Here is a 25,787-nt window from a genome sequence, read left to right on the forward strand (position 1 = left end):
CCATCAGAAATCTGATCGCTGACGTGTCGGCCCCGGCCGAACGGTCCGGCGGCTAGATTCGCGGGATGACCGCCTTCCACGCCCTGCACGTGCCCGGTACCCCGCTGCTCCTGCCCAACGCCTGGGAGTTCGGCTTCGCTGCTTTCCTTGCCGCGCAGGGCTTTCCCGCCATCGGAACCACTTCACTCGGGGTGTCCGCCGTGGTCGGGCTGCCCGACGGCGCGCCGTCCACCCGCGACGCCACGGTGGCGCTGGCCCGATGTCTCCGCCCGGTGGACGCGCTGGTCAGCGTCGACATCGCCGACGGCTTCAGCGCCGATCCCGGCGAGGTGGCCGCGCTCGCGGTGGAGCTGGCCGAGGCGGGCGCCGCCGGGGTCAACCTGGAGGACGGCCGGCCGGGCGGCGGGCTCGCCGAGGTCCGCGCCCAGTCCGTGCTGATCGCGGCGATCAAGGCCGCGGTACCCGGCCTGTTCGTCAACGCCCGCACCGACACCCACTGGCTCGCCGCCGACCCGCCGCCCGTCGCGGCCGCCGTCGACCGGGCCAGGGCGTACGCCGACGCGGGGGCCGACGGGGTGTTCGTCCCCGGCCTCGCCGAGCCCGCCGCGGTCGAGGAGCTGGTCGCGGCCGTGGACCTGCCGGTGAACCTGCTGTTCCTGCCGGGGCGGACCACGTTCGCCGGGCTCGCCGAGCTCGGCGTCGCCAGGGTGAGCCTCGGTTCCCTGCCGTATCGGATGGCGCTCGGCGCGGCGCTGGACACCGTGCACGCCGTCGTCGCGGGGAAGCCGCTGCCGCTCACCCCGCCGTCCTACGGCGACGTGGTGAAGCTGCTCCCCGAAGCCTGATCGGCGATGGGGTTTTCCGCAGGGAAGCCTTGCGGAAAACCCCAGGCATTCGGTGTCCGATGCTGGCTACTGTCGGTCGTATGCACGCCTTCGGAGCAGAATTCGACGTCCAGCCCGGCTACCTCAACACCGCGAGCATCGGCGTCCCGCCGGTGCGGGTGGCCGACGCCGTCACCGAGGCGGTCGGGCGCTGGCGGCGTGGTGAGGACATGCCGTCCGCCTTCGACGACTCGGTCGCCGCCGCCCGTGCCGCTTTCGCCACGCTCGCCGGGGTCCCCGTGGATCGGGTCGCGATCGGCACGACGGTTTCGCAGCTGGTCTCCACTGTCGCCGCCGGGCTGCCGGACGGCGCCAAGGTGCTCGTCGCGGCGGGTGAGTTCACCAGCGTCTCGTTCCCGTTCGCCGCGCAGGCCCACCGCGGGGTGACCGTCACCGAGGCGGACCTCACCGACCTGCCCGCGCGTGCCGGGGACCACGACGTCGTGGCGGTCAGTGTCGTCCAGTCCGCGAACGGCGCCCAGGTGGACCTCGGCGCCCTGCGCGCGGCCGCGGAGGCCGGTGGCACCGCCGTCCTGCTCGACACCTCCCAGGCCGCGGGCTGGCTGCCCCTCGCGCTCGACTGGGCCGATTGGGTGGTCGGCGCCGGGTACAAATGGCTGCTGTGCCCTCGCGGGTCTTCGTGGCTGGCCGTGCACCCCCGCGCACTGGAGCGCACCCGGCCGATCGCCGCCGGCTGGTACGCCGGTGACGTGCCGATGGAAACCACCTACGGGTTGCCGCTCCGGCTGGCCGAGGGCGCCCGTTCGCTGGACCTCTCCCCGGTCTGGTTCGCCCAGACCGGCGCCGCGGTGGCGCTGCCCTACCTGGCGTCGCTGGACCTCGCCGAGGTCCGTGACCACTGCGTCGGCCTCGCGGACTCGTTCCTCAAGGCGCTCGGGCGCGAGCCGCTGGGCAGCGCGATCGTGGCCGTGGCCGCGGATCCCGGACGGCTCGCCGCCGCCGGGATCAGCTCCGGGATCCGGGCGGGGAAGGTGCGGGTCGCCTTCCACCTCTACAACACCGCTGACGATGTCGAACGGCTGCTTACCGCGTTCGGGTGAAACGCTCAGGACGGGTGAACTACCGTATGTGCCCGTGGTTGGTGCGCAATTTACTCCGAGACCTGGCGACACTGCTCCGCTGAGCCGGGTCGGCCCTGCTCAGTCTCCAGTGCCGTCGAAGACGACTCCGGATCGGAACCCGGCCGGCCTGGCGGTGAAGGGCGCCGGGCTGGTCGCCATCGCGGTGGTCTCCGGGCTCCTCTGGTGGCTGATCCGGCACGAGGACGCCCCGGCGCCGGTGGCCCAGCCGCCCGCGCCTGCCGGGCAGTTCGAGTTCAAGATCGCGGAGGGCCCGGTCGTGGCGACCGACTGCGAGGGGAACTCGTACGGCAAGACCAAGGACTTCTTCGGCCAGAACCAGTGCTCGCGGGTGTCCCGCGCGCTCTACACGACCGGTTCGGGCGCCGGGAAGGCGCTGGTCTCGGTGGTGCTCGTGACCATGCCCGATCCGGCGGGCGCCGCCGCGCTCAAGGCGCTGACCGACCGTGACGGCACGGGCAACGTCAGTGACCTGGTCAGGGACGGCGCGTACAAGGCCGCCGGGGCGCCGAAGGTCAGCGCGAGCCGGGCTGCCTACCAATCCCGGGTCAACGGCGCCGAGGTGGCCGTCGTGCTGGCCGACTTCTTCGACCAGCACATCGACAAGGCCCAGCTCAAGCGGATCACCGCCGAAGCGCTCGACCTTTCAGGGAAGCTCCGGGGCTGAGCGCCGGTTTCAGCCCGCCTGCCCCGGCATGGCGGGCGTGGGCGGCTTCTCGCCCGACTCCTGCCGCCACGGGGTGGCGCGCCGGGCCGAGGCGATGAGCGCCCGCAGTGCCATGGTGCGCAGCTCCGCGTCGTCGGTGTGGTCGACCACGCCGAGCCAGGCCGCGGCCGTGTCCGACTCCGCCGACGCGATCACGGCGGCGGCCGAAGCCTGATCCGTCACCGGCTTCGGCGGCACGTACGCCGCCTCGGGGGCGGCCGGGGTGGCCCCGGAAGCGCTCAGCACCTTGACGGACAGCTCCCGGCGCTTGACGTGCTCGGCCGCGCCATCGGCGACGGCCTTGTCGAAGTTGGCCGGCAGGAACGCGCTCACCAGGCCATAGACCCAGATCGCCGCGTGCTCGGCGGCCAGTGCCTGCTGCAGCGCGTCCACCGCCTCGGCAGGCAGCTGCTTCGTGGTGGGCTCGGTGAGCGTCGCGGCGGCCTCGCCGGGGCCGAGCTTGTCGATCCGCTGCAGGCCCGCGCAGCCGGCCGCGATCGAGGCGAGCAGCCCCGCGCGGTATCTGGGCAGCGTCGGTACCAGCTGTTCGGCCTGCTTGCGGGCTTCGGCGAGGCGTTTCTTGAGCCCGTCCAGCCCGGGCTCGGCCGCCGCTACGGGCGCCGGGGCGGTCGGCTTCGGCCGGTTCAGCCTGTCCACTTCGGACTTCAGCGCGGTGGCGTGCGCGGCGCGCGCGTCGGCCACCTGCACGGCCACCTCGCCGTCGTTGCCGCCGGCCAGTGCCTTGGCCGCGCTCACGTCGGCTTGCGCGGCCGCGAGCAGCGGGGCCAGCGGATCCGGGCTTTCGTCGTAGCCGGGCGAGCAGGCGGCGAGGGGGACGGCCAGTACGGCCAGCACGCCCGCTCGCAGGGCGCCGCGTCGGCTGAGGTCGGTCGGTCTTCCGGTCACGTCGGCCCATCCTGCCAGGCCCCGGGGTGCCACCGCCGCTCGCGCGTCGCGGAAGGGTCACCAGATAAGCTGAACCACTACCGACCTCAGTACTGACCAGGTTGTGGTCAGCACAGCCGAACAGGAGAGCTCCAAGGTGCCCAACGAACTCGCCAGCCGGCTGGAGCCGATAGTGGCCGAAGCCGTCACGGCCGCGGGTTTCGACCTCGACGCGTTCGAGGTGCAGCAGGCCGGCCGGCGTCAGCTGGTCAAGGTCGTCGTCGACGGAGACGACGGCGTGGGGCTGGACGAGGTGGCGCAGCTCAGCCGCGTGGTGGCCGCCGTGCTCGACGAGAACGAGCACATCCTGGTCAGCGCGTACACCCTCGAGGTCACTTCGCCGGGGCTCGACCGCCCGCTCGCGCTGCCGCGCCACTGGCGCCGCGCCAGATTCCGCCTGGTCAAGGTCACCCCGCACGAGGGGGCCGCGTTCGTCGGGCGAGTCGGCCATGCCGGTGAGCAGAGCGCGCGCGTGCTCGTCGACGGCGTGCTCTCGGACGTCAGGTACGCCTCGGTGGCCAAGGCCGTCATCGAGATCGAATTCAAGCAACCACCGGCTGAGGACCTGAAACTGTTGGAAACCGATGCCGCTGTGAACGAACCGAAGGAGGGGTCGAAGTGAACGTCGACATCGCCGCCCTGCGCGCGATCGAACGGGACAAGGACATCCCCTTCGAGACGGTGATCGACGCGATCGAGACCGCGCTGCTCACCGCCTACAAGCACACCGAGGGCCACCAGAACCACGCCAGGATCGACATCGACCGCAAGTCCGGGCTGGTGCGCGTCCTCGCGACCACCCCGGGCACCGACGGCGAGCCGGACGAGGAGTGGGACGACACCCCCGAGGGGTTCGGCCGGATCGCCGCGACCACGGCCCGGCAGGTCATCCTGCAGCGCCTGCGCGACGCCGAGCACGAGAAGACCTACGGCGAGTTCGCGGCCAAGGAGGGCGAGATCGTCGCCGGGGTGGTGCAGCGCGACGCGCGGGCCAACGCCCGCGGGATGGTCATCATCCAGGTCGGCGACACCGAGGGCGTGCTGCCCTCGGCCGAGCAGGTGCCCGGCGAGTCCTACGAGCACGGCAGCCGCATCAAGGCCTACGTCGTCGGCGTCTCCCGTGGCAACCGCGGCCCGCAGATCACCCTGTCGCGCACGCACCCGAACCTGGTCCGCAAGCTGTTCGCGCTCGAGGTGCCCGAGATCGCCGACGGCGCGGTCGAGATCGCCGCGGTGGCGCGCGAGGCGGGCCACCGGACCAAGATCGCGGTCAAGTCGACCATCAACGGCGTGAACGCCAAGGGCGCCTGCATCGGCCCGGTCGGCTCGCGAGTACGCAACGTGATGAGCGAACTGGCCGGCGAGAAGATCGACATCATCGACTACGCCGAGGACCCGGCGCGGTTCGTCGGGAACGCGCTGTCGCCCGCGAAGGTTGTTTCCGTGACGGTCGTCGACGAGCGCACCAAGACCGCCCGTGTCGTGGTACCGGACTTCCAGCTCTCGCTCGCGATCGGCAAGGAAGGGCAGAACGCCCGGCTCGCCGCCCGCCTGACGGGCTGGCGGATCGACATCCGCAGTGACGCCGCCGTGCCGGATCCCCAGCCCGATCCCGAGCCGGGTGACGAAGCACACGCAGGGGACTCGCGGCCCGCCGCGACAACCGGTTCGGCTGAGTGAAGGGCGAAGCGGTAGACTCTGGAGTGGTTCAAAGCCCGCGGCTGGGAACCGACACCCGGCAAGCCCCGGAACACCCGGTGCGAACCTGTGTCGGATGCCGGCGGCGGGACTTGAACGGTGAGTTGCTGCGAGTGGTCGCGGTGGAGGGGCACGTGGTCGTCGACGAACGTCGGCGGCTGCCGGGCCGGGGAGCGTGGTTGCACCCCGAACCCGGGTGTCTCACCAAGGCCGAGCGGCGGCGAGCCTTCCCCCGAGCACTTCGTGTTCCCGGGTCGCTCGACGTCCAGGGTCTTCGCGAACACCCGCGGTTACGTGCTGAAGCTCAGCGCACCGCCACGAACGCAAGTGGAGCCGGGAGTACCCCGGCGCCGGATAGAAACCAGGAAGCAGGTCGACCCGTCATGAGTCAGCCGTGAAGCTGAATCAATGAACGCGCGACAATAGGACGAGGTCTGCGGGTCTGCCGCCGGCCTCCCCAGAATAGGAGAGCTGTGCCAGGCAAGGCCCGCGTACACGAGCTCGCGAAAGAGCTCGGTATCACCAGCAAGGAAGTTCTCGCCAAACTGAAGGACCAGGGCGAGTTCGTCAAGTCCGCTTCGTCGACCGTCGAAGCACCCGTGGCCCGTCGCCTCCGCGACGCGTACCCGGGTAAGGGCGGCGCCAAGAAGCCCGTCCCCAGCCCCGGCCCGCCGGCGCGTCCCGCGCCCCCGGCGCCCCAGCAGCAGGCTCCGGCCGCCGCCGCTTCGCAGGCTCCCGCCGCCCAGTCCGCTCCGGCGGCCTCGGCCCCGGCCCCGCAGCAGGCGTCCAAGCCCGCGAACCCGGCGTTCCGCCCGGGTCCCGGCCCGCGTCCCGGACCGAAGGCCCCGGCTCCGGTCCAGGCGCCCGCTCCCGTCCAGGAGCAGGCTCCCGCGGCGCAGGCCCCGGCCGCTCAGGCGGCCCCGGCCGCGGCGCAGCAGGAGACCCCGGCGGCCCCGCCGTCGGCTCCGAAGACCCCGGCCACGCCGAACTCCGGTTCGGTCGTGCCCCCGAAGCCGCAGGGCCCCAAGCCCCTCGGCCCCAAGCCCGGCCCGCGCACCCCGCGTGTCGGCAACAACCCGTTCGGTGTGGGTTCCGGTGCCCCGGCCCCGCAGCGTCCGTCGTCCCCGCGTCCCGGTGGCGGCCAGCAGTCCGGTGGCGGCAACGACCGTCCGCCGCGTCCCGGTGGTGACCGTCCGGGCGGTGAGCGTCCCGCTCCCCGTCCCGGTGGCGGCGCGCCCGGTGGCGGCGGCAACCGGCCGACTCCCGGCAACATGCCCCCGCGGCCGAACCCGGGCATGATGCCCGGACGGCCCGCCCCGCGTCCCGGTGGCGGTCCCGCCGGTCGTGGCGGCCCTGGTGGCGGTCCCGCCGGTCGTGGCGGTCCCGGTGGCGGCGCCCGTGGCGGTCCCGGTGGTGGCGGCGGCGGTTTCCGTGGCGGTCCCGGTGGCGGTGGCGGCGCTGGTGGCGGTTTCCGTCCCGGTGGCGGCGGCGCTGGTGGCGGTGCCGGTGGCGGCTTCCGTCCCGGCGGTGGCGGTCCCGGTGGGGCCCCGGCCGGTGGCGGCGGTTTCCGTGGCGGCGGCGGTGGCCGTGGCGGCCCCGGTGGCCGTGGTGGCACGGCGGGTGCCTTCGGGCGTCCCGGCGGTCCCGCGCGCAAGGGTCGCAAGTCCAAGCGCCAGAAGCGCATGGAGTACATGGACAACATGCAGGCGCCCAGCGTCGGTGGCGTTCGCCTGCCCAAGGGCAGCGGCGAAACGATCCGCCTGCCGCGTGGCGCTTCGCTGACCGACTTCGCCGAGAAGATCGACGCCAACCCGGCTTCGCTGGTGCAGGTGCTCTTCCACCTCGGCGAGATGGTCACCGCGACGCAGTCCGTGTCGGACGACATCCTCGAGCTGCTCGGCGGCGAGATGAACTACGTCGTCCAGGTCGTCAGCCCGGAGGAAGAAGACCGCGAGCTGCTCGGCACCTTCGACATCACCTATGGCGACGACGCCGGTGGCGAGGAGGACCTCCGGGTCCGGCCGCCGGTCGTCACCATCATGGGTCACGTCGACCACGGTAAGACCCGCCTGCTCGACACGATCCGCAAGACGAAGGTGCGTGAGGGCGAAGCCGGTGGCATCACCCAGCACATCGGCGCCTACCAGATCGAGACCGAGCTCGAGGGCAACCCGCGTCTGGTGACGTTCATCGACACGCCGGGTCACGAGGCGTTCACCGCCATGCGTGCCCGTGGTGCGAACGCCACGGACATCGCGGTCATCGTGGTTGCGGCCGACGACGGCGTCATGCCGCAGACGGTCGAGGCGATCAACCACGCGCAGGCCGCCAAGGCCCCGATCGTGGTCGCGATCAACAAGATCGACAAGGAAGGCGCGAACCCGGACAAGATCCGGCAGCAGCTGACCGAGTACAACCTCGTGGCCGAGGAGTACGGCGGCGACACGATGTTCGTCGAGATCTCGGCGCGGGAGAACATCAACATCGATGGTCTCCTCGAGGCGATCCTGCTGACCGCCGACGCCGCGCTGGACCTCCGGGCCAACCCGGACATGGAGGCACAGGGCGTCGCGATCGAGGCACACCTCGACCGCGGTCGCGGTCCGGTCGCCACGGTCCTGGTGCAGCGAGGCACGCTGCGTGTCGGTGACTCCGTTGTCGCCGGTGACGCGTACGGCCGCGTGCGGAAGATGGTCGACGAGCACAACGTCAACGTCACCGAGGCGACTCCGTCGCGTCCGGTGCAGGTCATCGGGTTCACCTCGGTGCCCGGCGCCGGTGACACCTTCCTCGTCGTCGACGAGGACAGGGTCGCGCGGCAGATCGCCGAGCGGCGTTCGGCCCGTACTCGCAACGCGCTCAACGCTTCGCGGCGTAAGCGCGTCAGCCTTGAAGACCTCGACGAGGCCTTGAAGGAGACGAGCACCCTTAACCTGATCATCAAGGGTGACAACTCGGGTACGGTCGAGGCCCTCGAAGCCTCGCTCATGCAGCTCGACGTCGGCGAGGAAGAGGTCGAGCTCAACGTGGTCCACCGCGGTGTCGGTGGCGTCACGGAGTCCGACATCGACCTCGCGACCGCGTCCAACGCGATCGTGCTGGGCTTCAACGTGCGGGCACAGGGCAAGGCGACCGAGCGGGCCACCCGCGAGGGCGTCGACGTCCGGTACTACACGGTGATCTACCAGGCCATCGACGAGATCGAGGCCGCGCTCAAGGGCATGCTCAAGCCGATCTACGAAGAGGTCGAGCTGGGCAAGGCCGAGATCCGCGGCATCTTCAAGTCGTCGAAGGTCGGCACGATCGCGGGTTGCATGGTCATCTCGGGCGAGATCAAGCGCAACGCCAAGGCGCGCCTGCTCCGCGACGGCAACGTCATCATCGAGAACCTGCCGATCAACTCGCTGAAGCGCGAAAAGGACGACGTCACCGAGGTCCGCGAGGGCTTCGAGTGTGGTCTGACCTTGGGCAGCTACAGCGACCTGAAGCTCGGCGACGTGATCGAGACCTACGAGCAGCGCGAGAAGCCCCGCTCGTAAGGCGTAACGACCCGAGGGTGTGTGTCCGTTTCGGCGGGCACACACCCTCGGGTCTCCCACCTACCCCACCCTGATGCCCATGTACGTCGGAGCCCTGGAGCTCGACATCCTGCTCGGCGATGTCCATTCGCTGAAGCAGAAGCGGTCAGTGGTCAAGCCGGTCGTGTCCGAGGTGCGTAAGCGCTTCGACGTCTCGGTGGCCGAAGCGGGTCACCTGGACCTGCACCGGCGGACCCTGATCGGCGTATCCGTGGTAGCCGCGAGTGGCGAACACATTCGCGACGTGCTCGACTCGTGCGAACGGTTCGTGGCCTCGAGACCGGAGTTCGAACTGATCTCCGCGCACCGCAGGCTCTACGGCCCCGAAGACTGATTTGTGAAGAAAGAAGGGGAATCCCATGGCTGATCCGGCTCGCGCGCGCAAGCTCGCCAAGCGGATCTCGCAGATCGTCGCGTCCGCGATCGAGCACGAGATCAAGGACCCGCGGCTGAACTACGTGACGATCACCGACACGAAGATCACCGCCGACCTGCACGACGCCACGATCTTCTACACCGTCCTCGGCGACAAGCTCGACTCGCCGCCGGACTTCACCGCTGCCGCGCTGGCACTGGAGTCCGCTCGCGGGGTCCTGCGGTCGAAGGTCGGTGCGGGCACCGGGGTGCGGTACACGCCGACGATCATGTTCGTGGCCGACAAGATCCCCGAGGACGCCAAGCGCATCGAGGATCTGCTGGCCAAGGCCCGCGAGTCCGACGCGGAGGTCGCGCGCCGGTCCGCCGGGGCGCAGCACGCGGGCGAGGTGGACCCGTACAAGGCGCCTCGCGAAGAGGTCGCCGAGGACGAACTCGCGGAAGAGGAAAGCAAGGGCTGAGCCGTGGCAGCGGTCTCGCGGCGCGGTGTCCTGCTCGGGGGCGCCGGTGTGCTGCTCGCGGCGTGTTCGGCGCCGGGGCGGTCACCGATCGTGTCCGGGCCGTCGGCGGTGGTGCCGCCCTCGGCGGCCGCCCCGCTCGACAAACCGGTCACCGTGCAGCGGATGCGCTCGGCGGCCAGGGGCACCGACGTCGACCTCCTGCTGGTCGCGCCCACGGGGGTGCCCGCGAAAGGGCTGCCGGTCTGCCTCGCCCTGCACGGCCGCGGCGCGAACGCGCGGACGTTCCTCGACCTGGGGCTGCCCGCGGCGCTGGACGAGGCCGTGGCCTCGGGGGTGCCCCCGTTCGCGGTGGCCGCCGTCGACGGTGACCACTACTGGTCCGACGTCGGCACCGGTGACGATCCCCAGCGGATGCTGTCGCAGGAGGTTCCCGGCTGGCTCCAGCAGCGTCAGCTCCGGCCGGCCGCGGCGGTGCTGGGCATCTCGATGGGCGGGTTCGGCGCGCTGCGTTTCGCCAGGGACCACCACGAGCTCAAAGCCGTCGCCGTCTGCAGCGCGGCCCTGTTCGTCAGCTGGAGCGACGCGAAGTCCCGGAAGGTGTTCGCCGACCGCGAGCAGTGGGAGGCCAACGAGCCCTTGCTGCACACGGACGAGCTCCGCGGCCTTTCCACCGGGGTGTGGTGCGGCACGGAGGACCCGTTCGCCGGCGCCGACCGCAAGCTCATCAAGGCCGTCCAGCCCGAGGTCGCGAAGCTGTCCGAAGGCGGGCACAACGACCAGTTCTGGCGGGGCGTGCTCCCCGACGTGCTGAAGTTCGTCGGCGAGAACCTCGCCGCGACCTGATCCCGGCCCGCGGATCTGCCGTGAGGCCCCGCGCGGGAGCACAATGGGAGGTGCGGGTGATCCCGCACCGAGACGGCCACCCAGGGAGGTCGGTGCTGATGCTGCATTCCGACCTTTCCCCTTCCGGGTGTACGGGAGTCCTCGTCGTCGCCACCAGGGGGACCGGTGGCCCCGGCGAGGTGCTGATCAAGATCAGGGGAGGCCTGGAAACCTTCCTCGCTTGGTCCGACACGACACTGCCGAAGGGGACGACCGTGCTGGTCGTCGATTCCCGCGGCGGGCGCACGGTCGACGTCGTGCCCTGGGTCGTCCCGGACCAACCGAGTAGTCCCTCCTAGGAGCACAGCGATGTTCGGCTACCGCGTTCCGGCGCCCAATGAGGCGATGCTGATCTCCGGCGGCAAGAGCAGCCAGGGCTCATCCCCTTTTCGGGTCGTCACCGGGCATGGCACCTTCGTCATGCCCGTTTTTCGCAAGGTGCGCTTCCTGACCCTCGCCATGTGCGAGGCCGAGGTGACCGAGGTCTGCGTCACCAAGCAGGCCATCGCGCTCAACGTCCGCGCGGTGATCGCGTTCAAGGTCGGCAACGACACCGAGAGCATCGTCAACGCCGGGCAGCGGTTCCTGTCCGACCAGGACCAGATGTCCATCCTGACCGGCCGGATCTTCGCCGGGCACCTGCGCTCCATCATCGGCTCGATGACGGTCGAGGAGATCATCACCGAGCGGCAGAAGCTGGCGACCGAGGTGCTCGACGGCTCGGCGGTGGAGATGGCGAAGATCGGTCTCACTGTCGACGCGCTGCAGATCCAGTCGATCGACGACATGAAACTGGGGTACATCGCGGCCATGGCCGCCCCGCACAACGCCGCCATCCAGCGGGACGCGCAGATCGCGCAAGCGGTGGCGAACCAGAAGGCCGCGGAGGCCGAGCAGCAGTCGCAGCGCACGCAGGCGGAGTACGGGCGCCAGACGTCCATCGTGCAGGCGCATTACCGCGCCGAAGTGGACAAAGCCCAGGCCGAGGCGGCCCAGGCTGGGCCGCTCGCGCAGGCACAGGCGCAGCGTGAGGTCATCAACGCGCGGACCGAGCTGGCCCAGCGTGAGGCCGAGCTGCGTCAGCAACAGCTGGTGGCCGAGGTGATCAAGCCCGCCAACGCGGAGGCCGAGCGGATCCGCATCCTGGCACTGGCCGACGCGGAGAAGATGCGCGTCCAGGCCGCCGCGGCGGCGTCGAACAACCGCGTCGCGCTCGACCGGATGCTGATCGACCAGCTGCCGCAGATCGTCCGCGAGGCGGCGCTGGGCCTGAAGGGCGCCAACGTCAACATCCTCAACGGCGCGGACGGCATGGGGGAGATGGCGGCCGGGCTCGTCGGACAGGGGCTGGCGATCCTGGACTCGGTGAAACGGGGGCTCGGCGAACCCGCGTCCACCACCGAGCCGGTTTCCGAGCCCACGTCACCGGAGAAGGTCGAGGAGAAGAAGCCTCGCGGGGAAATCACGGCGGCGTAGGGGAGCGGACCGTGTCGCCAGTGGCGGCGCGGTCCGCTTCAGTCTTCGGGCAGCACGGTCGACCGGCCGCGTCCGAAAACCGATGCCTTTCGACTGGAAAGCCGGCACAGGCCAGTGAGGAAAGACAAGGAGAAGAGCAACGGGGGCGGGGGTGCCTTTTCGGGCATCCCGCCCTGCACCGCGCACGACCCCGATGCTCTTCTTTCCGATATCCGCACAAGCTAGTTTTCCCAGCACGAAGACTCGGCATTCGGGCGCTTGGAGCTAACCGTGGAATCTCCCTATGTAAGCACCGTCCAGAGTCGGATCGACGACTTCATCCGACTGCTTGCACGCCACTGGGACGACAATGATCAATTCACCTGGGGAAAGCTTCAGATGAGTGCGTGGGGTGGCGGATTCGGCATTTCTGACCAGGACGAACTTGATCGAATCTTCGGCTCGTTGTCGCTACCGGCACCGCCGCGGTCCGCAGCCGACATTCGCCTTCGCCGGACCGCCACGATCCGGGCCGAACTAGCCTTCCACGGCCTGCCGGTGGGCCGACCGGATCCACAACCCAGGGATCTCCACGAATTCCAGGCCGAATCCGATGACGACTACGATGGTCCCCGCCGCGTGACCAGACACGACGACTTCGACAGCGAGGAAGGCGAAACGGACGGCGAATCCGACTCGGACTCCGGCGGGGATTTCGACAGGGATTTCGACAACGAGGAAGGCGAAACGGACGACGAGGTGTGGTTCGCTGTGAAGAATTCGCCGTCAGACACCCGGCCGGCGGCATCGCCGGCCGAAACCTTCACCGAGCTGCACCAGTCGGCGATCACGATCGCCTTGGACGGGCCTCACAAGTTCACCATTGAAGGCCCCGGCGGACCCGCCGGGATCACGCGTGCCACCGGTGTCTGGATGCGTGCCGAGCCCGCGGGAGACGGCGACCGCCGGTTCATCGAGGCGGTCGCCGCCCGGCACGACGCACAGTCGCATGATGTGGTGCTCCCGTTCAGACTGTCCATGCTGGTGGGGACGGGCCAGGTTGGGCTGCTGCTGGCCGAACTGCTGGTCAAGTACACAACGCGAGGATTCGTCAACCAGGCGACCGGCCAGTGCGTGACCGTGGGCGGCCGCGATCTGCAGCTGGTCCGGTCCGTGGCCCTCACCTGCCCGAACCCGATCATCTGTCGTTCACAGCTCGTTCAGGGGGCCATCCTCAAACTGGACGTGCGACTGCTGGGGGACAGCAGCGACGCTGGCGACGACCTGGCCATCAGCTGGAGGATTGACTGCACCCTGATCGATCCGGTCCGGACACCTGGTGGCAGCGCGCGAATCACCAGGAAGGGCACGGTCCGGCTCGCGGACGGCAAGGTGGCCGGCTATTCGGGCAATCGGATGCTCGGGTGACGCGGCCGGCAAGCCGCCTGCTGCCGTACCACTCGCGCACCACGATGCCCGCGACTTCGGCCGCAACCACGTCAGCGTTGGCCGAGCGCCTGTTCGGCGCGGTGGGCGGCTTCGGGACATCGCGTTGCGAATGTTCATCCACGTAAGCCGGAGAGGCAGTCAGACAGGTTTGGCGGCGACCACGAGATCGCGCACGATGGCCTGGTCCACCCGGTGGGTGAACTCCGCGAACGGGCCGTCGTCGCGGACGGTCAGGCCCGCGCTGTCCAGGATCGCGACCAGCTCTTCGCGGGGCGCGACGTTGGTGTTCCAGGCGATGCCGATCGCGCCGCCGGGGCGCAGGACGCGGGACCACACCGGCACGGCCGCGGCCAGGAGGTCGCGCGGGCTGCGGGCCAGCGTCATGTCCTCGGTGCGGTGGCTGCCGTGCTGGACGCCGTACGGGGCGTCGGTGACGATCACGTCGACCGAGTTCGGGCGCAGCAGCTCGTCGGCGGTGAGGGTGTCGCAGTTGAGGTAGCTCAGTTTGCGGGTGTCGCCCGCTTTGTACTGCTCCTTGCTCAGCCCGAACTCGATGTCGAGCCGTCGGCCGAGCCGGACCTTGTTGCGCCGGACCTGGCCGGTCTCGGCGGTGTGCTTGACACGTTTGGTGCGCAGCCAGGTCTTGATGAACTGCTCGTAGGCCTCGAAGTCGCGGCCGTCGAGGTCGAGCCCGGTCGCGTGGAAGCCGTACATCATCGCCTGGTTCAGCGTGGTCCCGCGCCCGCACAGCGGGTCGAGCACGTGCAGGCCGCCGTCCAGCATCGCGGCCGGGGTCGCGGTGGCGAGCAGGGTGACGTTGAACAGGAGCTTGGTGAACAGCTCGTTCGTCTTGCCGGGGTACTTCTGGATGGTCAGCAGATCCGAGTCGAACCGCGCCAGCGGGTGCACCGTGATCGGCCGCAGCTGTTCGCCCTCGCGTTCGAACAGCGCGTAGAGCGACGACAGGTTCGAAAGCAACGCCAGGTCGCGCTCGCTCAGCGGGGTGGCGGCGGTGAACGTCACATACGGCACACCGCCGATCGAGTCCTCGCCGATGTCGGTGAGCTCGGTCTCCACGGCGAGGTCGCCGAAGACCGCCAGCTCCGCGCGCAGCAACGTCGGCGAGGAGTCGGTGTACACCCGGTTGGCTGACGGGTAGACCAGGATCGCGTACTCAGGCATCGCGCAGAGCGTAGCGTGACGCACTGTGACCTCGACTTTGGCGCAGGACATCAAGGCCGCGGCCGCGCTGCTGGCCGACGCCCACGACGTGACGCTCCTGGGCCACGTCCGCCCCGACGCCGACGCGCTCGGCAGCGCGCTGGCGCTGGGCCGGGTGCTTCACCAGCGGGGCGCCACCGTGCGGGTGTCCTTCTCGGAACCCGCCGAAGCGCCGGAAACGTTGCGTGGCCTCGACGTCGGCGGCCTGCTCGTGCCGCCGGGGCGGTTGCCGGAGACCGAGCCGCTGCTGATCGCACTGGACACGCCGACGCTCGGCAGGCTGGGCGCGCTCGGCGCCCGCGTCGCGACCGGCAAGGCCGCTGGCGGGTCGGTGCTGGTCATCGACCACCACGCGACCAACGCCCGTTATGGCACCCACCACGTGGTCGACGAGACCGCCGAAGCCACCGCGGTGCTGGTGTTCCGGCTGCTGGAGGAGCTGGGTGCCGAGCTCGACGAGCCGACGGCGCGCTGTCTCTACGCCGGGCTGGTGACCGACACGAGTGGCTTCCGCCGCGCCAGCCCTGGCGCGCACCTGATGGCCGCGCGGCTGCTGGAGGCCGGGGTGAACCCGGACGAGGTCGTCCGGACCGTGATGGAGGATCACCCGTTCGCGTGGCTGCCGATGCTCTCCGCGGTGCTGGCAGGGGCGCGGCTCGAGCCCGAGGCGGCTCAGGGGTTCGGGCTGGCCCACGCCGTCGTGCGCGCCGAGGTCGCCGCGAGCGTGCGGGTGGAGGAGGTCGAGTCGGTGATCGACGTCGTCCGGTCCACTCGCGACGCCGGGGTGGCGGTGGTGCTCAAGGAGGCCGGGCCGCTGGCCCACGGTTCCCGCTGGCAGGTTTCGCTGCGCTCGACCGGGCGGGTCGACGTCTCGGCGGCGGCCGCGGAGCTCGGTGGCGGCGGGCACCGGCTGGCGGCGGGCTGCACCACCGAGGGGACGTCGGACGAGGTGCTGGACCGGCTGCGGGCCGCACTCGGCCGGGCCCCGCTGCTCTGAACCATCCACAAGAGACAGATCCACAATGGACATACCAGACCTGCTGGCGCGCACGGAACGCAACCTCGCCGAGCACGCGTGCCACCTGCATCGCGGCCTGAGCGGCGCCTCGGTCACCGAGACCGCGGACCTGCTCGTCGCGGACAGCGGGCTCGACGACGACACCAGTACCGCCCGGATCGCCGGGACGATCAGGTCCGTCAAGGCCACCGGACGGCCGTCCTCCTGGTGGGTCGGCCCGGCGACGACGCCGTCCGACCTGCCAGGACGCCTCGAAGCGGCCGGGCTTCAGGCAGGCGAATCCGAGCAGGCGAATCCGAAGCCGCCAGGTGGGCCGAGCCGCACCACCTGCCGCCCGTGCCGGAGCTCGGCGGCCTCGAGATCCGGACCGTCGTCACCCCGGACGACCTGGCCGGGTTCGCGACCGTGCTCGCCACCAACTGGGAGCCACCGGCGGACACCGTGCAGCTACTTCGCGTCCGTCGAGGCGTCGGCGCTCGATCCGGCCTGTGCCGCGCGGTACCTGGTCGGGCGGCACGAGGGTGTCGTGGTGTGCACGGCCGAGGTGTTCTCCGTGGCGGAGTGGCCGGGATCTACAACCTCTGCACGCTCGCCTCGCACCGGCGGCGGGGCTTCGGCGGCGCGATGACGCTCGCCGCGCGGGAGCCGATCGCCGTCTTGCAAGCGTCGGCGGAGGGGGAGGCCGTCTACCGGCGGCTCGGCTTCCAGGCCTGTGGACGGTTCACGGAGTACGCGCTTTAGGCTCGTGCCCGTGGCGAACAGCGAGGAAGTCGGAGAAGCCGGTGACGAGCGGATCCCGGCGAAACGGGTGCTCGGGCTCGCCGTCCCGGCGCTCGGGGTGCTGGCCGCCGAACCGCTGTACGTGCTGGTCGACACCGCCGTCGCCGGGCACCTCGGCGCGGTGCCGCTGGCCGGGCTCGCGCTCGGCGGCGTGGTGCTTTCCCAGGTGTCGAGCCAGCTGACCTTCCTGTCCTACGGCACCACCTCCCGCACCGCGCGGCTGCACGGCGCCGGCCGCCGCGCCGACGCCGTGCGCGAGGGCGTGCAGGCCACCTGGCTCGCCCTCGCCGTCGGGCTGGTGGTCCTGGTCGCCGGGCAGTTGCTGGCCTGGCCGATCACGCGGGTGCTGTCCGGGAGCGACGAGATCGCCGCCACGGCCGTGTCCTGGGCCCGCATCGCGCTGTTCGGCGCTCCGATGATCCTCGTCACGATGGCGGGCAACGGCTGGATGCGCGGGGTCCAGGACTCCGCCAAACCGCTGCGATACGTCCTGGCGGGCAACGGGATCTCCGCCGTGCTGTGCCCGGTGCTCGTCTACGCCGCGGGCTGGGGCCTGGAAGGCTCGGCCATCGCCAACGTCGTCGCGCAGGTGATCTCCGCGGCGCTGTTCCTCCGCGCGCTCGTCCGCGAAAGGGTGCCGCTGCGGCCAGAGCCCAAGGTCATGCGCGCGCAGCTTGGACTCGGCCGGGACCTCGTGCTGCGCAGTCTCGCCTTCCAAGCCTGCTTCGTCTCCGCCGCCGCGGTGGCCGCGCGGACGTCCACCGAAGCCGTCGGCGCACACCAGGTGGTCCTGCAGCTCTGGACGTTCCTGGCGCTCGTGCTCGACTCCGTCGCGATCGCCGCGCAGTCGCTCGTCGGTGCCGCACTCGGTGCCGGGGCGAGCCGTCAGGCCAGGGGAGTGGCCGGTCAGATCACGAAGTACGGGCTCCTGCTCGGATGCGTGCTGTGTGTGGTGTTCGCGGCCGTGGCCGGGGTGCTGCCGCACGTGTTCACCTCGGACCCCGGCGTGCTCGCCGAGATCCCGCACGCGTGGCGGTTCTTCGTGGCGCTGCAACCGATAGCCGGGGTGGTGTTCGCGCTCGACGGCGTGCTGCTCGGCGCCGGGGACGCGGCTTTCCTGCGCACCGCGACGCTCGCCAGCGCCGCACTCGGGTTCCTGCCGCTGATCTGGGCGTCGCTCGCCTTCGACTGGGGCCTGACCGGCATCTGGACCGGCCTGTCGCTGTTCATGGTGCTGCGGCTGGTGGCAGTGGTCTTCCGCTGGCGCTCCGGGCAGTGGGCCGTCGTCGGCGCCGTCCGCACCGCTTAGAACGGGGCTGAGAACTGTCGCAGCAGCCGCCGCTCGAAGCCTCGGGCGCCTGTCCTTCGAAGCCGCCTACCCTGCACAAAGGACGAAAAGTCGGCCCATTCGCCCGTTTCATACCGCCACGACCGTTTCATGTGTGCCCCTGAAGGCCACCATGACAGCGTTAAACGCCGTGAAGGCTCCCATCAGGGCACACGGCAAACCTGCGGGTAGCGACCGAAGGGGACCTTCCCTCGACTCAACCTCGCAAAAGCCCCGCGCGCAGCCACTCGGCCACGGCGTCGAGCCTGCCGGGATTCCTGGCTACCAGGGAGACCGACGCCCCGCGCCGGGCGAGCGCGGCCGCCGTCGCCAGGCCGATCCCGCTCGAACCGCCGGTGATCACCGCGTGGGCACCGCGCACCAAGGTCATCGCGCCTCCTGAAATATGAATAATATTCAGGTTGTCAAGCCTGTGGTGAAACCCACCCGGATAACGGCTATGTTTCGGGGTTGTTTAGGCGATACAACTGTCAGGGCGGCAGCGTGGACGTCTCCTGTCCGCCACCCCTGCCACCAGGAGGAAACCGTGTCGCCCGCCATCGGCCGCGCAACCCGCCGGTCCTGGATCATCTGGCTGACCGCCGCCACCGTCTACCTGCTCGCCGTGTTCCACCGCACCTCGTTCGGCGTCGCCGGACTGCAGGCCGCCGACCGCTTCGGCGTCGGCGCGGCCGCGCTCGGCACGTTCACCGTGCTGCAGGTCGGCGTCTACGCGGCCATGCAGATCCCCACCGGCGTGCTCGTCGACCGCTACGGCCCGCGCCGGGTGCTCACCGCCGCCGTGCTGATCCTCGGGCTCGGCCAGGTTCTCCTGGCGGTGGCCCATTCCTACCCGCTGGGGCTGCTCGCCCGCGGTGTCCTCGGCTTCGGTGACGCCCTCACGTTCGTCAGCGTCCTGCGCCTCATCGCCGCGCACTTCCCCGGCCGCCAGTACGCCTTGCTCACGTCCTTGACCGCCACGATCGGGTACGTCGGCAACCTCGCCGCGACCGTCCCGCTCACGCTGCTGCTCGACGGACCCGGCTGGACGCCCACGTTCCTCGCCGTCGGCCTGCTGACCGCGCTCTACACCGTGGTCGTCGTCCTGCGCGTCAAGGACACCCCCTCCGGCGAGCCGGAGCCCCCGCGCGGCCGGATCGACCCGCGCGCGCTCGGCCGTCAGGTCGCGGACACCTGGCGGGTGCCGGGGACCCGGCTCGGGTTCTGGGTGCACTTCAGCACGATGTTCGCGCCGAACGTGCTGACCATGTTGTGGGGCGTGCCTTTCCTGGTGCAGGGCCAGGGGCAGCCGAAGGCCACCGCCAGCGCGCTGCTGACGGTGTTCGTGTTCGGCTCGATGGTCGGCGGCCCGACCACGGGCACCCTCATCGGACGTCGCCCGTCGCTGCGCATGCCGCTCGTGATCGGCTATCTCACCGGCGCCGCGCTGGTGTGGACGGTCATGCTCAGCTGGAGCGGGCCGGTCCCCTTGGCGCTGCTGGTGCCGTTCTTCGCCTTCCTGTCGCTCGGCGGGGCCGCTTCGATGATCGGCTTCGCGCTCGCGAGGGACTACAACCCGCTGTCGCGCGTGGGGACCGCGACGGGCGTGGTCAACGTCGGCGGCTTCGTCGCCACGACGATCGGAGCGCTTTCCGTCGGTGTGCTTCTGCAGTGGACGGGCGGAAACTTCCGGCTGTCGCTGCTCGCGATCGTGGTGATCCTCGCGCTGGGCGCGTCCCGCATGCTCGTCTGGTGGCGCAGGACACGCGCGCACCTGTTCGCGGCACAGGCCCGCGGTGAGGAGCTCCCCGTCCGGATCCGCCGCCGGCGCTGGGACGCGGCCAGTCCTGAGGACGCGGCGGTCGCCGCCGCATAGGGGTCGCGGTGTCGCGGGGGAGCGGTCGCTAAGGTTCGGCGCGTGTCTCGCCCGCAGCAGCCCCCCAAGCCCCGCCGTCCCGCCCCGCCGCCCGGGCTCGTCATCGTCGACAAACCCGCCGGGATGACCTCGCACGACGTCGTCGCGCGCGCCCGCCGGATCATGGGCACCCGCAAGGTCGGGCACGCCGGCACGCTCGACCCGATGGCCACCGGCGTCCTGGTGCTCGGCATCGAACGGGCGACCAAGCTGCTCGGCCACCTCGCGCTGGACCGCAAGACCTACCTCGCCACGCTGTCGCTCGGGACGAGCACGACCACCGACGACGCCGAGGGTGAGCCGCTCGGCGAGCGCGCCACGCCCGAAGCCGTCGCCGCCGTCACCGACGCGGCGATCGCCGCCGGGATCGCCCGGCTGTCCGGGCCGATCCAGCAGGTGCCGAGCGCGGTCAGCGCGGTCAAGATCGACGGCAAACGGGCCTACGCCCGCGTCCGCGCGGGCGAAGAGGTCGTGCTGCCGCCGCGCCCGGTCACCGTGCACCGGTTCGACCTGCTGGCCGCGCGGCGTGAAGAAGACCACCTCGAGCTCGACGCCGTCGTCGAATGCTCGTCGGGGACCTACGTCCGCGCGCTCGCCAGGGATCTGGGCGCGGATCTCGGCGTCGGCGGGCACCTGCTCGCCCTGCGCCGCACCACCGTCGGCCCGTTCACCCTCGCCAAGGCGCGCACCCTCGACCAGCTCGAGGACACCCCGGAACTCTCGCTGGACCTGGACGCCGCGGTCGCCGCCGCGTTCCCCCGCCACGACCTGGACGCCGCCACCGCGAAGGCCGTCCGATATGGACAGAAGGTCCCCGCGGCCGGCATCGAGGGCACCTACGGGATGTTCGCGCCGGACGGCCGGGTGCTCGCGCTCGGCACCGACACCGACGGGATGGCCAAGTCGGTGGTCGTCCTGCTCCCGGCCTAGGCTGGCCGCAACGGGTTTCGTCGAGGGAGAGCGCACAGTGCAGCGTTGGCGTGGTTTGGGAGACCTGCCCAGTGGCTGGGGTCGGTGCGTGGTGACGATCGGGGTGTTCGACGGCGTCCACCGCGGGCATCAGCTGCTGATTTCGAGGACCGTCGAGGCCGCCGCCGAGCGCGGGGTGCCGAGTGTGGTGCTGACCTTCGACCCGCATCCCTCCGAGGTGGTCCGGCCGGGCAGCCACCCGGCGCAGCTGACCACGTTGCGGCGTAAGGCCGAACTGATGGAGGGCCTCGGCGTCGACGTGTTCGCCGTGCTGCCGTTCACCCTCGAGCTGTCCCGCGTGCCCGCGCACGACTTCGTGCACGAGATCCTGGTCGACCGGCTGCACGCGGCGGCGGTGATCGTCGGCGAGAATTTCACCTTCGGTGCCAAGGCCGCCGGCGACGTCGCGCTGCTGCGCACGCTCGGCAAGCGGTTCGGGTTCGTCGCGTACGGGGCCGAGCTGCAGGGCCGGTCGCTGTCCGAACAGGACCGATCCGAGAGCGAGATCACCTTCTCCTCGACCTACGTCCGGTCGTGCATCGACGCCGGGGACGTGCAGGCGGCCGCGGAGGCGCTCGGCAGGCCACACCGGCTGGAGGGCATCGTCGTGCGCGGCGACGGCCGCGGCCACGACCTGGGCTACCCCACGGCCAACCTGTCCACCCCGCGGTTCGCGGCGGTGCCCGCGGACGGCGTCTACAGCTGCTGGTTCACCCGATCGTCTGATTCCGGCCGCCGGCAGCGGGCCGCGGTTTCGGTCGGCACGAATCCGACTTTCTCCGGCCGCGAGCGGACCGTCGAGGCATTCGTGCTCGACGTCGACGAGGACTTCTACGGCCAGCACGTGTCCTTGGACTTCGTCGCCAAGCTGCGGGACCAGGTCCGCTTCTCCACCTCCGAGGAGCTGGTGAAGCAGATCGACGACGACGTGGCGCGGACCAGGCGGGTTCTCGGGGCCGAGGCGTAGCCAGCCCGGCGCGGCCGGGGGAGAAACGACGAAATCACCCATGCCAGGGCGGTCCGGGTGGCAAGATACTCACGGACGGTGCAGAGCCGACGGCGTTCAGGGGAGCGGAAATCAAGGTGGAGGACCACAAGATCGTCCAGCGGAACATCGCGCTGCAGAAGCAGTGGTATGGGGAGCCGCTCGGTGATCGGGTGCGCAGGTTGGTGGTCGCCTTCGACATCTCCCAGGCTTTCCTCGCCGAGGTGCTGGGGATCAGTGCGCCGATGCTCAGCCAGGTGATGAGCGGGCGGCGGGCGAAGATCGGCAATCCGGTCGTGCTCGCCAAGATGATCATGCTGGAACGCAAGATCCTGGTCCCGGCCGTCGCCGCGGGCAACCGGGAGGCCATGCAGGCCGCTCTCGAGGACGTCCGCGACTCGAAGCCGACCGTGGGCCGCGACAACATCCCGGTCGGGGCCGTCGCCGACGACCGGGCCGTGCTCGCGGCGCTGCGTGACATCGCCGAGGACGAGGATCTCGGGGAGGCGGCCAAGCGGCTGGACGAGGACTTCCCCGCGCTCGCCGACCTGCTGCGCCGCGCGAAAGCGGCCCACTGAGCCGTGTCGTCGCTGTTCAGCGCACTGCTGCCGCCCGCTGACGTTGCCGCAGACCTAGCCGCAGACCTAGCCGCCGCGCTCGGTGCGCCCGAGCCGAGCCCGCTGCGCTGGTCCGCGCCGGAGAACTGGCACGTCACGCTCGGTTTCTATGGTCACAGCCACGGCGCGGACGACCCCGTGTCCCGGTCGGCCTGGCTCGCCGAGCGGCTTGCCGGACGGCCCGCGATCGACGTCCGGCTGGAAAAGGCGGGAACGTTTCCGGGTGTTCTGTGGTTGAGTGTGGGTGGGACAGGACTGACCGACCTGGCGCACGCCGCCGGGGCCGGTCAGGAGGACCGGCCGTACCGGGCGCACCTGACGCTCGCCTACTTCCCCACTGAAGAGCCGGAGGCGGCTCACGAGTGGGTGAAACGGCTCGCGGGGTTCAGCAGCCGGACGTGGACGGTCACCGAAGCCGTGCTCATGCGCGGTGAAGGTGGATCACACTATCGAGTGATCGACCGCTACCCGCTGAACCGCGCCTCCGAGCGCTGATCACCAGGCTGGTAGCCTCGCCCATTGGGTCCGGCTGCAGTCCGTGGCGGCCGCGACCGTCTCCCCCGCACGGAGTGTGTCCGGGGCCTCACGGCACTGATTATCTAGGAGAACAAAAGTGGCTCTGTCCACCGATGAGAAGAAGACGATCCTCACCGAGTACGGCGTGCACGACTCGGACACCGGATCCCCCGAGGCCCAGGTCGCGCTGCTCACCAAGCGCATCGTCGGCCTCACCGAACACCTCAAGGAACACAAGCACGACCACCACTCTCGTCGCGGGCTCCTGCTGCTGGTCGGCCGTCGCCGCCGGCTGCTGAACTACGTGATGAAGGCGGACATCGAGCGGTACCGCGCGCTGATCCAGCGCCTCGGCCTCCGCCGCTAGCTTGAACCCGAGGGGGAGCGACCACACCGGTCGCTCCCCCTCGGCTTAAGAACAGAACAACCGGCGCGAGCGCGCATGAGGAGTACCCCGCCGGTCCTCGGTAGTGGTTTCCGGGCACACGGCCCGGAGGCTTCGATCGAAGACCGGCCTCGTTCCTCGAGCGTCCCCGGCGACCCGGGTCCCAGGGTGGGAGACTCGCGCCGTACAGAGGAACAAAAGAGGAGACACAGCGTATGACCGACTCCAACGGAGTCACGGAGACCGAAGCCGTTATCGACAACGGCCGTTTCGGCACCCGTACGGTTCGCTTCGAGACCGGCAGGCTGGCCAAGCAGGCCGCTGGCGCCGTCGTCGCGTACCTGGATGAAGAGACCATGCTTCTCTCGGCCACCACGGCCTCGAAGCACCCGAAGGAGCACTTCGACTTCTTCCCGCTCACCGTGGACGTCGAAGAGCGTATGTACGCCGCCGGCCGCATCCCGGGCGCGTTCTTCCGCCGCGAGGGTCGTCCGTCGACCGACGCGGTCCTGACCTGCCGCCTGATCGACCGGCCGCTGCGCCCGTCGTTCACCGACGGTCTCCGCAACGAGATCCAGGTCGTCATCACCGTCCAGAGCCTGAACCCGGACGACCCGTACGACGTGCTGGCCATCAACGCCGCCTCCGCGTCGACCCAGATCGCGGGCCTGCCGTTCTCCGGCCCGATCGGCGGCGTCCGCGTCGCGCTGATCGAGGACACCTGGGTGGCGTTCCCGACCTGGAGCCAGCTGCAGAAGGCGACCTTCAACATGGTCGTCGCCGGTCGCATCGTCGGTGAAGACGTCGCGATCATGATGGTCGAGGCCGAGGGCACCGAGAACACGCTCGACCTGATCGCCGCCGGTGCCAAGGCGCCGAACGAGCAGTCCGTCTCCGAGGGCCTCGAGGCCTCGAAGCCGTTCATCCGCGCGCTGTGCGTCGCGCAGCAGGAGCTCGCCGACGTGGCCGCCAAGCCGACCGGCGACTTCCCGGTCTTCCTGGCCTACCAGGCCGACGCCTTCGACGCCGTCGCGGCGATCGCGACGGACGACCTGGCCAAGGCGCTCACCATCGCCGGCAAGCAGGACCGTGACGGCGCTGTCGACGAGGTCAAGGCCGCTGTGCTGGCCAAGGTCGGCGTCGGTGCGGGCGAGGCCTTCGAGGGCCGCGACAAGGAAATCGGCGCGGCCTTCAAGGCGCTGTCGAAGAAGATCATGCGCAAGCGCGTCCTCACGGACAAGATCCGCATGGACGGCCGCGGCCTGACCGACATCCGCCAGCTCTCGGCCGAGGTCGCCGTGATCCCGCGGGCGCACGGCTCGGCCCTGTTCGAGCGCGGCGAGACCCAGATCCTGGGCGTCACCACGCTGAACATGCTTCGCCTCGAGCAGCAGATCGACTCGCTGTCCCCGGAGAAGCACAAGCGCTACATGCACCACTACAACTTCCCGCCGTTCTCCACCGGCGAGACCGGCCGCGTCGGCACCCCGAAGCGGCGGGAGATCGGCCACGGCATGCTCGCCGAGCGCGCCCTGGTCCCGGTGCTGCCGAAGCGGGACGAGTTCCCGTACGCCATCCGCCAGGTCTCCGAGGCGCTGGGCTCCAACGGCTCGACCTCGATGGGCTCGGTCTGCGCGTCCACCCTGGGCCTGTACAACGCCGGTGTCCCGCTGAAGGCGCCGGTCGCCGGTATCGCGATGGGCCTCATCTCCGACGAGGTCGACGGTGAGACCCGCTACGTCGCGCTGACCGACATCCTCGGTGCCGAAGACGCCATGGGCGACATGGACTTCAAGGTCGCCGGCACCAAGGACATCATCACCGCGCTGCAGCTGGACACCAAGCTCGACGGCATCCCGTCGGAGGTCCTCGCGGCCGCGCTGAACCAGGCCAAGGACGCCCGGCACACGATCCTCGAGGTCATCGCCGAAGCGATCGACGCCCCGGACGAGATGAGCCCGTTCGCTCCTCGCGTCACCAGCGTCAAGGTCCCCGTGGACAAGATCGGCGAGGTCATCGGCCCGAAGGGCAAGATGATCAACTCGATCACCGAGCAGACCGGCGCCGACATCTCCATCGAGGACGACGGCACGATCTACGTGGGCGCGGCCGACGGCCCGTCGGCGGAAGCGGCGATCGACATGATCAACGCGATCGCCAACCCGCAGCTGCCCAAGGTCGGCGAGCGTTTCCTCGGCACCGTGGTGAAGACGGCCGCGTTCGGCGCGTTCGTCTCGCTGCTGCCGGGTCGCGACGGCCTGGTGCACATCTCCAAGCTGGGTAACGGCAAGCGCATCAACAAGGTCGAGGACGTCGTCAACGTCGGTGACAAGCTCCGCGTGGAGATCGCCGACATCGACAACCGCGGCAAGATCAGCCTGATCGTCGTCCAGGAAGAGGACGCGGCCGCCGCCGCTGCCGCTCCCGAGGCCGAGAAGGTCGACGCCCAGTAAGTCGGTCGTCCAGTTCCACTGAATGTCATGAAAGGGTCGTTCAGGACAATTTTTGTCCTGAACGACCC

At 70.5% G+C, this 25,787-nt stretch carries 26 protein-coding genes; 23 read left to right on the forward strand and 3 right to left on the reverse strand.

What is annotated here, in order from left to right:
* Positions 1 to 65: 65 nt before the first annotated feature.
* The 3 genes from QMK34_RS19550 to QMK34_RS19560 all read left to right on the forward strand — a co-directional run bounded on the left by QMK34_RS19550 (position 66) and on the right by QMK34_RS19560 (position 2,651).
* Positions 66 to 845: an isocitrate lyase/PEP mutase family protein gene (locus QMK34_RS19550; RefSeq protein ID WP_326415536.1), complete on the forward strand. Its 780-nt coding sequence runs from the start codon at positions 66 to 68 to the stop codon at positions 843 to 845.
* Positions 846 to 925: 80 nt separating this feature from the next.
* On the forward strand, positions 926 to 1,945 hold the full coding sequence (locus QMK34_RS19555; RefSeq protein WP_326415538.1) for an aminotransferase class V-fold PLP-dependent enzyme: 1,020 nt from the start codon (positions 926 to 928) through the stop codon (positions 1,943 to 1,945).
* A gap of 109 nt (positions 1,946 to 2,054) precedes the next feature.
* Complete coding sequence (locus tag QMK34_RS19560) at positions 2,055 to 2,651, forward strand: hypothetical protein (RefSeq protein WP_326415539.1); 597 nt, start codon at positions 2,055 to 2,057, stop codon at positions 2,649 to 2,651.
* Positions 2,652 to 2,660: 9 nt separating this feature from the next.
* On the opposite strand, the gene QMK34_RS19565 is transcribed toward QMK34_RS19560, so the two are convergent.
* On the reverse strand, positions 2,661 to 3,596 hold the full coding sequence (locus QMK34_RS19565; RefSeq protein WP_326415540.1) for a ferritin-like domain-containing protein: 936 nt from the start codon (positions 3,594 to 3,596) through the stop codon (positions 2,661 to 2,663).
* A gap of 136 nt (positions 3,597 to 3,732) precedes the next feature.
* On the opposite strand from QMK34_RS19565, the gene rimP reads away from it, so the two are divergent.
* The 10 genes from rimP (at position 3,733) to QMK34_RS19615 (ending at position 13,512) form a co-directional block, all read left to right on the forward strand.
* Positions 3,733 to 4,257 carry a ribosome maturation factor RimP gene (gene rimP / locus QMK34_RS19570; protein WP_326415580.1) on the forward strand — a complete coding sequence of 175 codons (525 nt, stop codon included), beginning with the start codon at positions 3,733 to 3,735 and terminating at the stop codon, positions 4,255 to 4,257.
* Positions 4,254 to 5,315: a transcription termination factor NusA gene (gene nusA, locus QMK34_RS19575; protein WP_326415541.1), complete on the forward strand. Its 1,062-nt coding sequence runs from the start codon at positions 4,254 to 4,256 to the stop codon at positions 5,313 to 5,315. The genes rimP and nusA overlap by 4 nt, the downstream gene beginning before the upstream one ends.
* Before the next feature lie 140 nt (positions 5,316 to 5,455).
* Positions 5,456 to 5,731: a YlxR family protein gene (locus QMK34_RS19580; RefSeq protein WP_326415581.1), complete on the forward strand. Its 276-nt coding sequence runs from the start codon at positions 5,456 to 5,458 to the stop codon at positions 5,729 to 5,731.
* A 75-nt stretch (positions 5,732 to 5,806) separates the two neighbouring features.
* Positions 5,807 to 8,872: a translation initiation factor IF-2 gene (gene infB / locus QMK34_RS19585; RefSeq protein WP_326415542.1), complete on the forward strand. Its 3,066-nt coding sequence runs from the start codon at positions 5,807 to 5,809 to the stop codon at positions 8,870 to 8,872.
* A gap of 79 nt (positions 8,873 to 8,951) precedes the next feature.
* Positions 8,952 to 9,245, forward strand: coding sequence for a DUF503 domain-containing protein (locus tag QMK34_RS19590; RefSeq protein ID WP_326415543.1), 294 nt, complete (start codon positions 8,952 to 8,954; stop codon positions 9,243 to 9,245).
* 25 nt (positions 9,246 to 9,270) lie between these two features.
* Entirely contained in the window at positions 9,271 to 9,747 is a 477-nt protein-coding gene (rbfA, locus tag QMK34_RS19595) for a 30S ribosome-binding factor RbfA (RefSeq protein WP_326415544.1), read from the forward strand.
* Positions 9,748 to 9,750: 3 nt separating this feature from the next.
* Positions 9,751 to 10,590, forward strand: coding sequence for an alpha/beta hydrolase (locus QMK34_RS19600; protein WP_326415545.1), 840 nt, complete (start codon positions 9,751 to 9,753; stop codon positions 10,588 to 10,590).
* Between the two features lie 98 nt (positions 10,591 to 10,688).
* Positions 10,689 to 10,928 (forward strand): hypothetical protein, encoded by a 240-nt coding sequence (locus QMK34_RS19605; protein ID WP_326415547.1) that lies wholly within the window; start codon positions 10,689 to 10,691, stop codon positions 10,926 to 10,928.
* 10 nt (positions 10,929 to 10,938) lie between these two features.
* The gene (locus QMK34_RS19610) at positions 10,939 to 12,105 is read left to right on the forward strand and encodes an SPFH domain-containing protein (RefSeq protein WP_326415548.1); all 1,167 of its coding nucleotides are present in this window, start codon (positions 10,939 to 10,941) and stop codon (positions 12,103 to 12,105) included.
* A 270-nt stretch (positions 12,106 to 12,375) separates the two neighbouring features.
* Positions 12,376 to 13,512 (forward strand): hypothetical protein, encoded by a 1,137-nt coding sequence (locus tag QMK34_RS19615; RefSeq protein WP_326415550.1) that lies wholly within the window; start codon positions 12,376 to 12,378, stop codon positions 13,510 to 13,512.
* A gap of 159 nt (positions 13,513 to 13,671) precedes the next feature.
* Here the strand turns inward: QMK34_RS19615 and QMK34_RS19620 are convergent, their stop codons facing one another.
* The gene (locus QMK34_RS19620; RefSeq protein WP_326415552.1) at positions 13,672 to 14,715 is read right to left on the reverse strand and encodes a TRM11 family SAM-dependent methyltransferase; all 1,044 of its coding nucleotides are present in this window, start codon (positions 14,713 to 14,715) and stop codon (positions 13,672 to 13,674) included.
* Between the two features lie 25 nt (positions 14,716 to 14,740).
* On the opposite strand from QMK34_RS19620, the gene QMK34_RS19625 reads away from it, so the two are divergent.
* The 3 genes from QMK34_RS19625 (at position 14,741) to QMK34_RS19635 (ending at position 17,861) form a co-directional block, all read left to right on the forward strand.
* The gene (locus QMK34_RS19625) at positions 14,741 to 15,751 is read left to right on the forward strand and encodes a DHH family phosphoesterase (RefSeq protein WP_326415553.1); all 1,011 of its coding nucleotides are present in this window, start codon (positions 14,741 to 14,743) and stop codon (positions 15,749 to 15,751) included.
* Positions 15,752 to 15,776: 25 nt separating this feature from the next.
* The gene (locus QMK34_RS19630; protein WP_326415554.1) at positions 15,777 to 16,400 is read left to right on the forward strand and encodes a GNAT family N-acetyltransferase; all 624 of its coding nucleotides are present in this window, start codon (positions 15,777 to 15,779) and stop codon (positions 16,398 to 16,400) included.
* A 123-nt stretch (positions 16,401 to 16,523) separates the two neighbouring features.
* Positions 16,524 to 17,861 (forward strand): MATE family efflux transporter, encoded by a 1,338-nt coding sequence (locus QMK34_RS19635; protein ID WP_326415555.1) that lies wholly within the window; start codon positions 16,524 to 16,526, stop codon positions 17,859 to 17,861.
* A gap of 235 nt (positions 17,862 to 18,096) precedes the next feature.
* On the opposite strand, the gene QMK34_RS19640 is transcribed toward QMK34_RS19635, so the two are convergent.
* Positions 18,097 to 18,270: an SDR family NAD(P)-dependent oxidoreductase gene (locus QMK34_RS19640; protein WP_326415556.1), complete on the reverse strand. Its 174-nt coding sequence runs from the start codon at positions 18,268 to 18,270 to the stop codon at positions 18,097 to 18,099.
* Positions 18,271 to 18,426: 156 nt separating this feature from the next.
* Here QMK34_RS19640 and QMK34_RS19645 point away from each other — a divergent pair, with 156 nt between their 5' ends.
* The 7 genes from QMK34_RS19645 (at position 18,427) to QMK34_RS19675 (ending at position 25,719) form a co-directional block, all read left to right on the forward strand.
* Entirely contained in the window at positions 18,427 to 19,755 is a 1,329-nt protein-coding gene (locus QMK34_RS19645) for an MFS transporter (RefSeq protein WP_326415557.1), read from the forward strand.
* A 42-nt stretch (positions 19,756 to 19,797) separates the two neighbouring features.
* Positions 19,798 to 20,724 (forward strand): tRNA pseudouridine(55) synthase TruB, encoded by a 927-nt coding sequence (truB, locus tag QMK34_RS19650; RefSeq protein ID WP_326415558.1) that lies wholly within the window; start codon positions 19,798 to 19,800, stop codon positions 20,722 to 20,724.
* A 37-nt stretch (positions 20,725 to 20,761) separates the two neighbouring features.
* The gene (locus QMK34_RS19655; RefSeq protein WP_326415559.1) at positions 20,762 to 21,730 is read left to right on the forward strand and encodes a bifunctional riboflavin kinase/FAD synthetase; all 969 of its coding nucleotides are present in this window, start codon (positions 20,762 to 20,764) and stop codon (positions 21,728 to 21,730) included.
* A gap of 116 nt (positions 21,731 to 21,846) precedes the next feature.
* Entirely contained in the window at positions 21,847 to 22,326 is a 480-nt protein-coding gene (locus tag QMK34_RS19660) for a helix-turn-helix transcriptional regulator (protein ID WP_326415560.1), read from the forward strand.
* A 3-nt stretch (positions 22,327 to 22,329) separates the two neighbouring features.
* A complete protein-coding gene (locus QMK34_RS19665; RefSeq protein WP_326415561.1) occupies positions 22,330 to 22,860 on the forward strand; it encodes a 2'-5' RNA ligase family protein in 531 nt (176 codons plus the stop codon).
* A gap of 118 nt (positions 22,861 to 22,978) precedes the next feature.
* On the forward strand, positions 22,979 to 23,248 hold the full coding sequence (gene rpsO / locus QMK34_RS19670; protein ID WP_326415562.1) for a 30S ribosomal protein S15: 270 nt from the start codon (positions 22,979 to 22,981) through the stop codon (positions 23,246 to 23,248).
* A 233-nt stretch (positions 23,249 to 23,481) separates the two neighbouring features.
* Entirely contained in the window at positions 23,482 to 25,719 is a 2,238-nt protein-coding gene (locus tag QMK34_RS19675) for a polyribonucleotide nucleotidyltransferase (RefSeq protein ID WP_326415563.1), read from the forward strand.
* The last annotated feature ends 68 nt before the right edge of the window (positions 25,720 to 25,787 follow it).

Origin of the sequence: Amycolatopsis sp. H20-H5, from assembly GCF_035828755.1 — a bacterium.
GTDB lineage: Bacteria > Actinomycetota > Actinomycetes > Mycobacteriales > Pseudonocardiaceae > Amycolatopsis.

Coding starts and splice junctions, on each gene's coding strand:
- rbfA (WP_326415544.1), top strand. CDS start 9,271: ATGGCTGATCCGGCTCGCGCGCGCAAGCTCGCCAAGCGGATCTCGCAG.
- QMK34_RS19640 (WP_326415556.1), bottom strand. CDS start 18,270: ATGACCTTGGTGCGCGGTGCCCACGCGGTGATCACCGGCGGTTCGAGC.
- QMK34_RS19610 (WP_326415548.1), top strand. CDS start 10,939: ATGTTCGGCTACCGCGTTCCGGCGCCCAATGAGGCGATGCTGATCTCC.
- QMK34_RS19590 (WP_326415543.1), top strand. CDS start 8,952: ATGTACGTCGGAGCCCTGGAGCTCGACATCCTGCTCGGCGATGTCCAT.
- QMK34_RS19555 (WP_326415538.1), top strand. CDS start 926: ATGCACGCCTTCGGAGCAGAATTCGACGTCCAGCCCGGCTACCTCAAC.
- QMK34_RS19620 (WP_326415552.1), bottom strand. CDS start 14,715: ATGCCTGAGTACGCGATCCTGGTCTACCCGTCAGCCAACCGGGTGTAC.
- QMK34_RS19630 (WP_326415554.1), top strand. CDS start 15,777: ATGGACATACCAGACCTGCTGGCGCGCACGGAACGCAACCTCGCCGAG.
- QMK34_RS19550 (WP_326415536.1), top strand. CDS start 66: ATGACCGCCTTCCACGCCCTGCACGTGCCCGGTACCCCGCTGCTCCTG.
- QMK34_RS19675 (WP_326415563.1), top strand. CDS start 23,482: ATGACCGACTCCAACGGAGTCACGGAGACCGAAGCCGTTATCGACAAC.
- QMK34_RS19605 (WP_326415547.1), top strand. CDS start 10,689: ATGCTGCATTCCGACCTTTCCCCTTCCGGGTGTACGGGAGTCCTCGTC.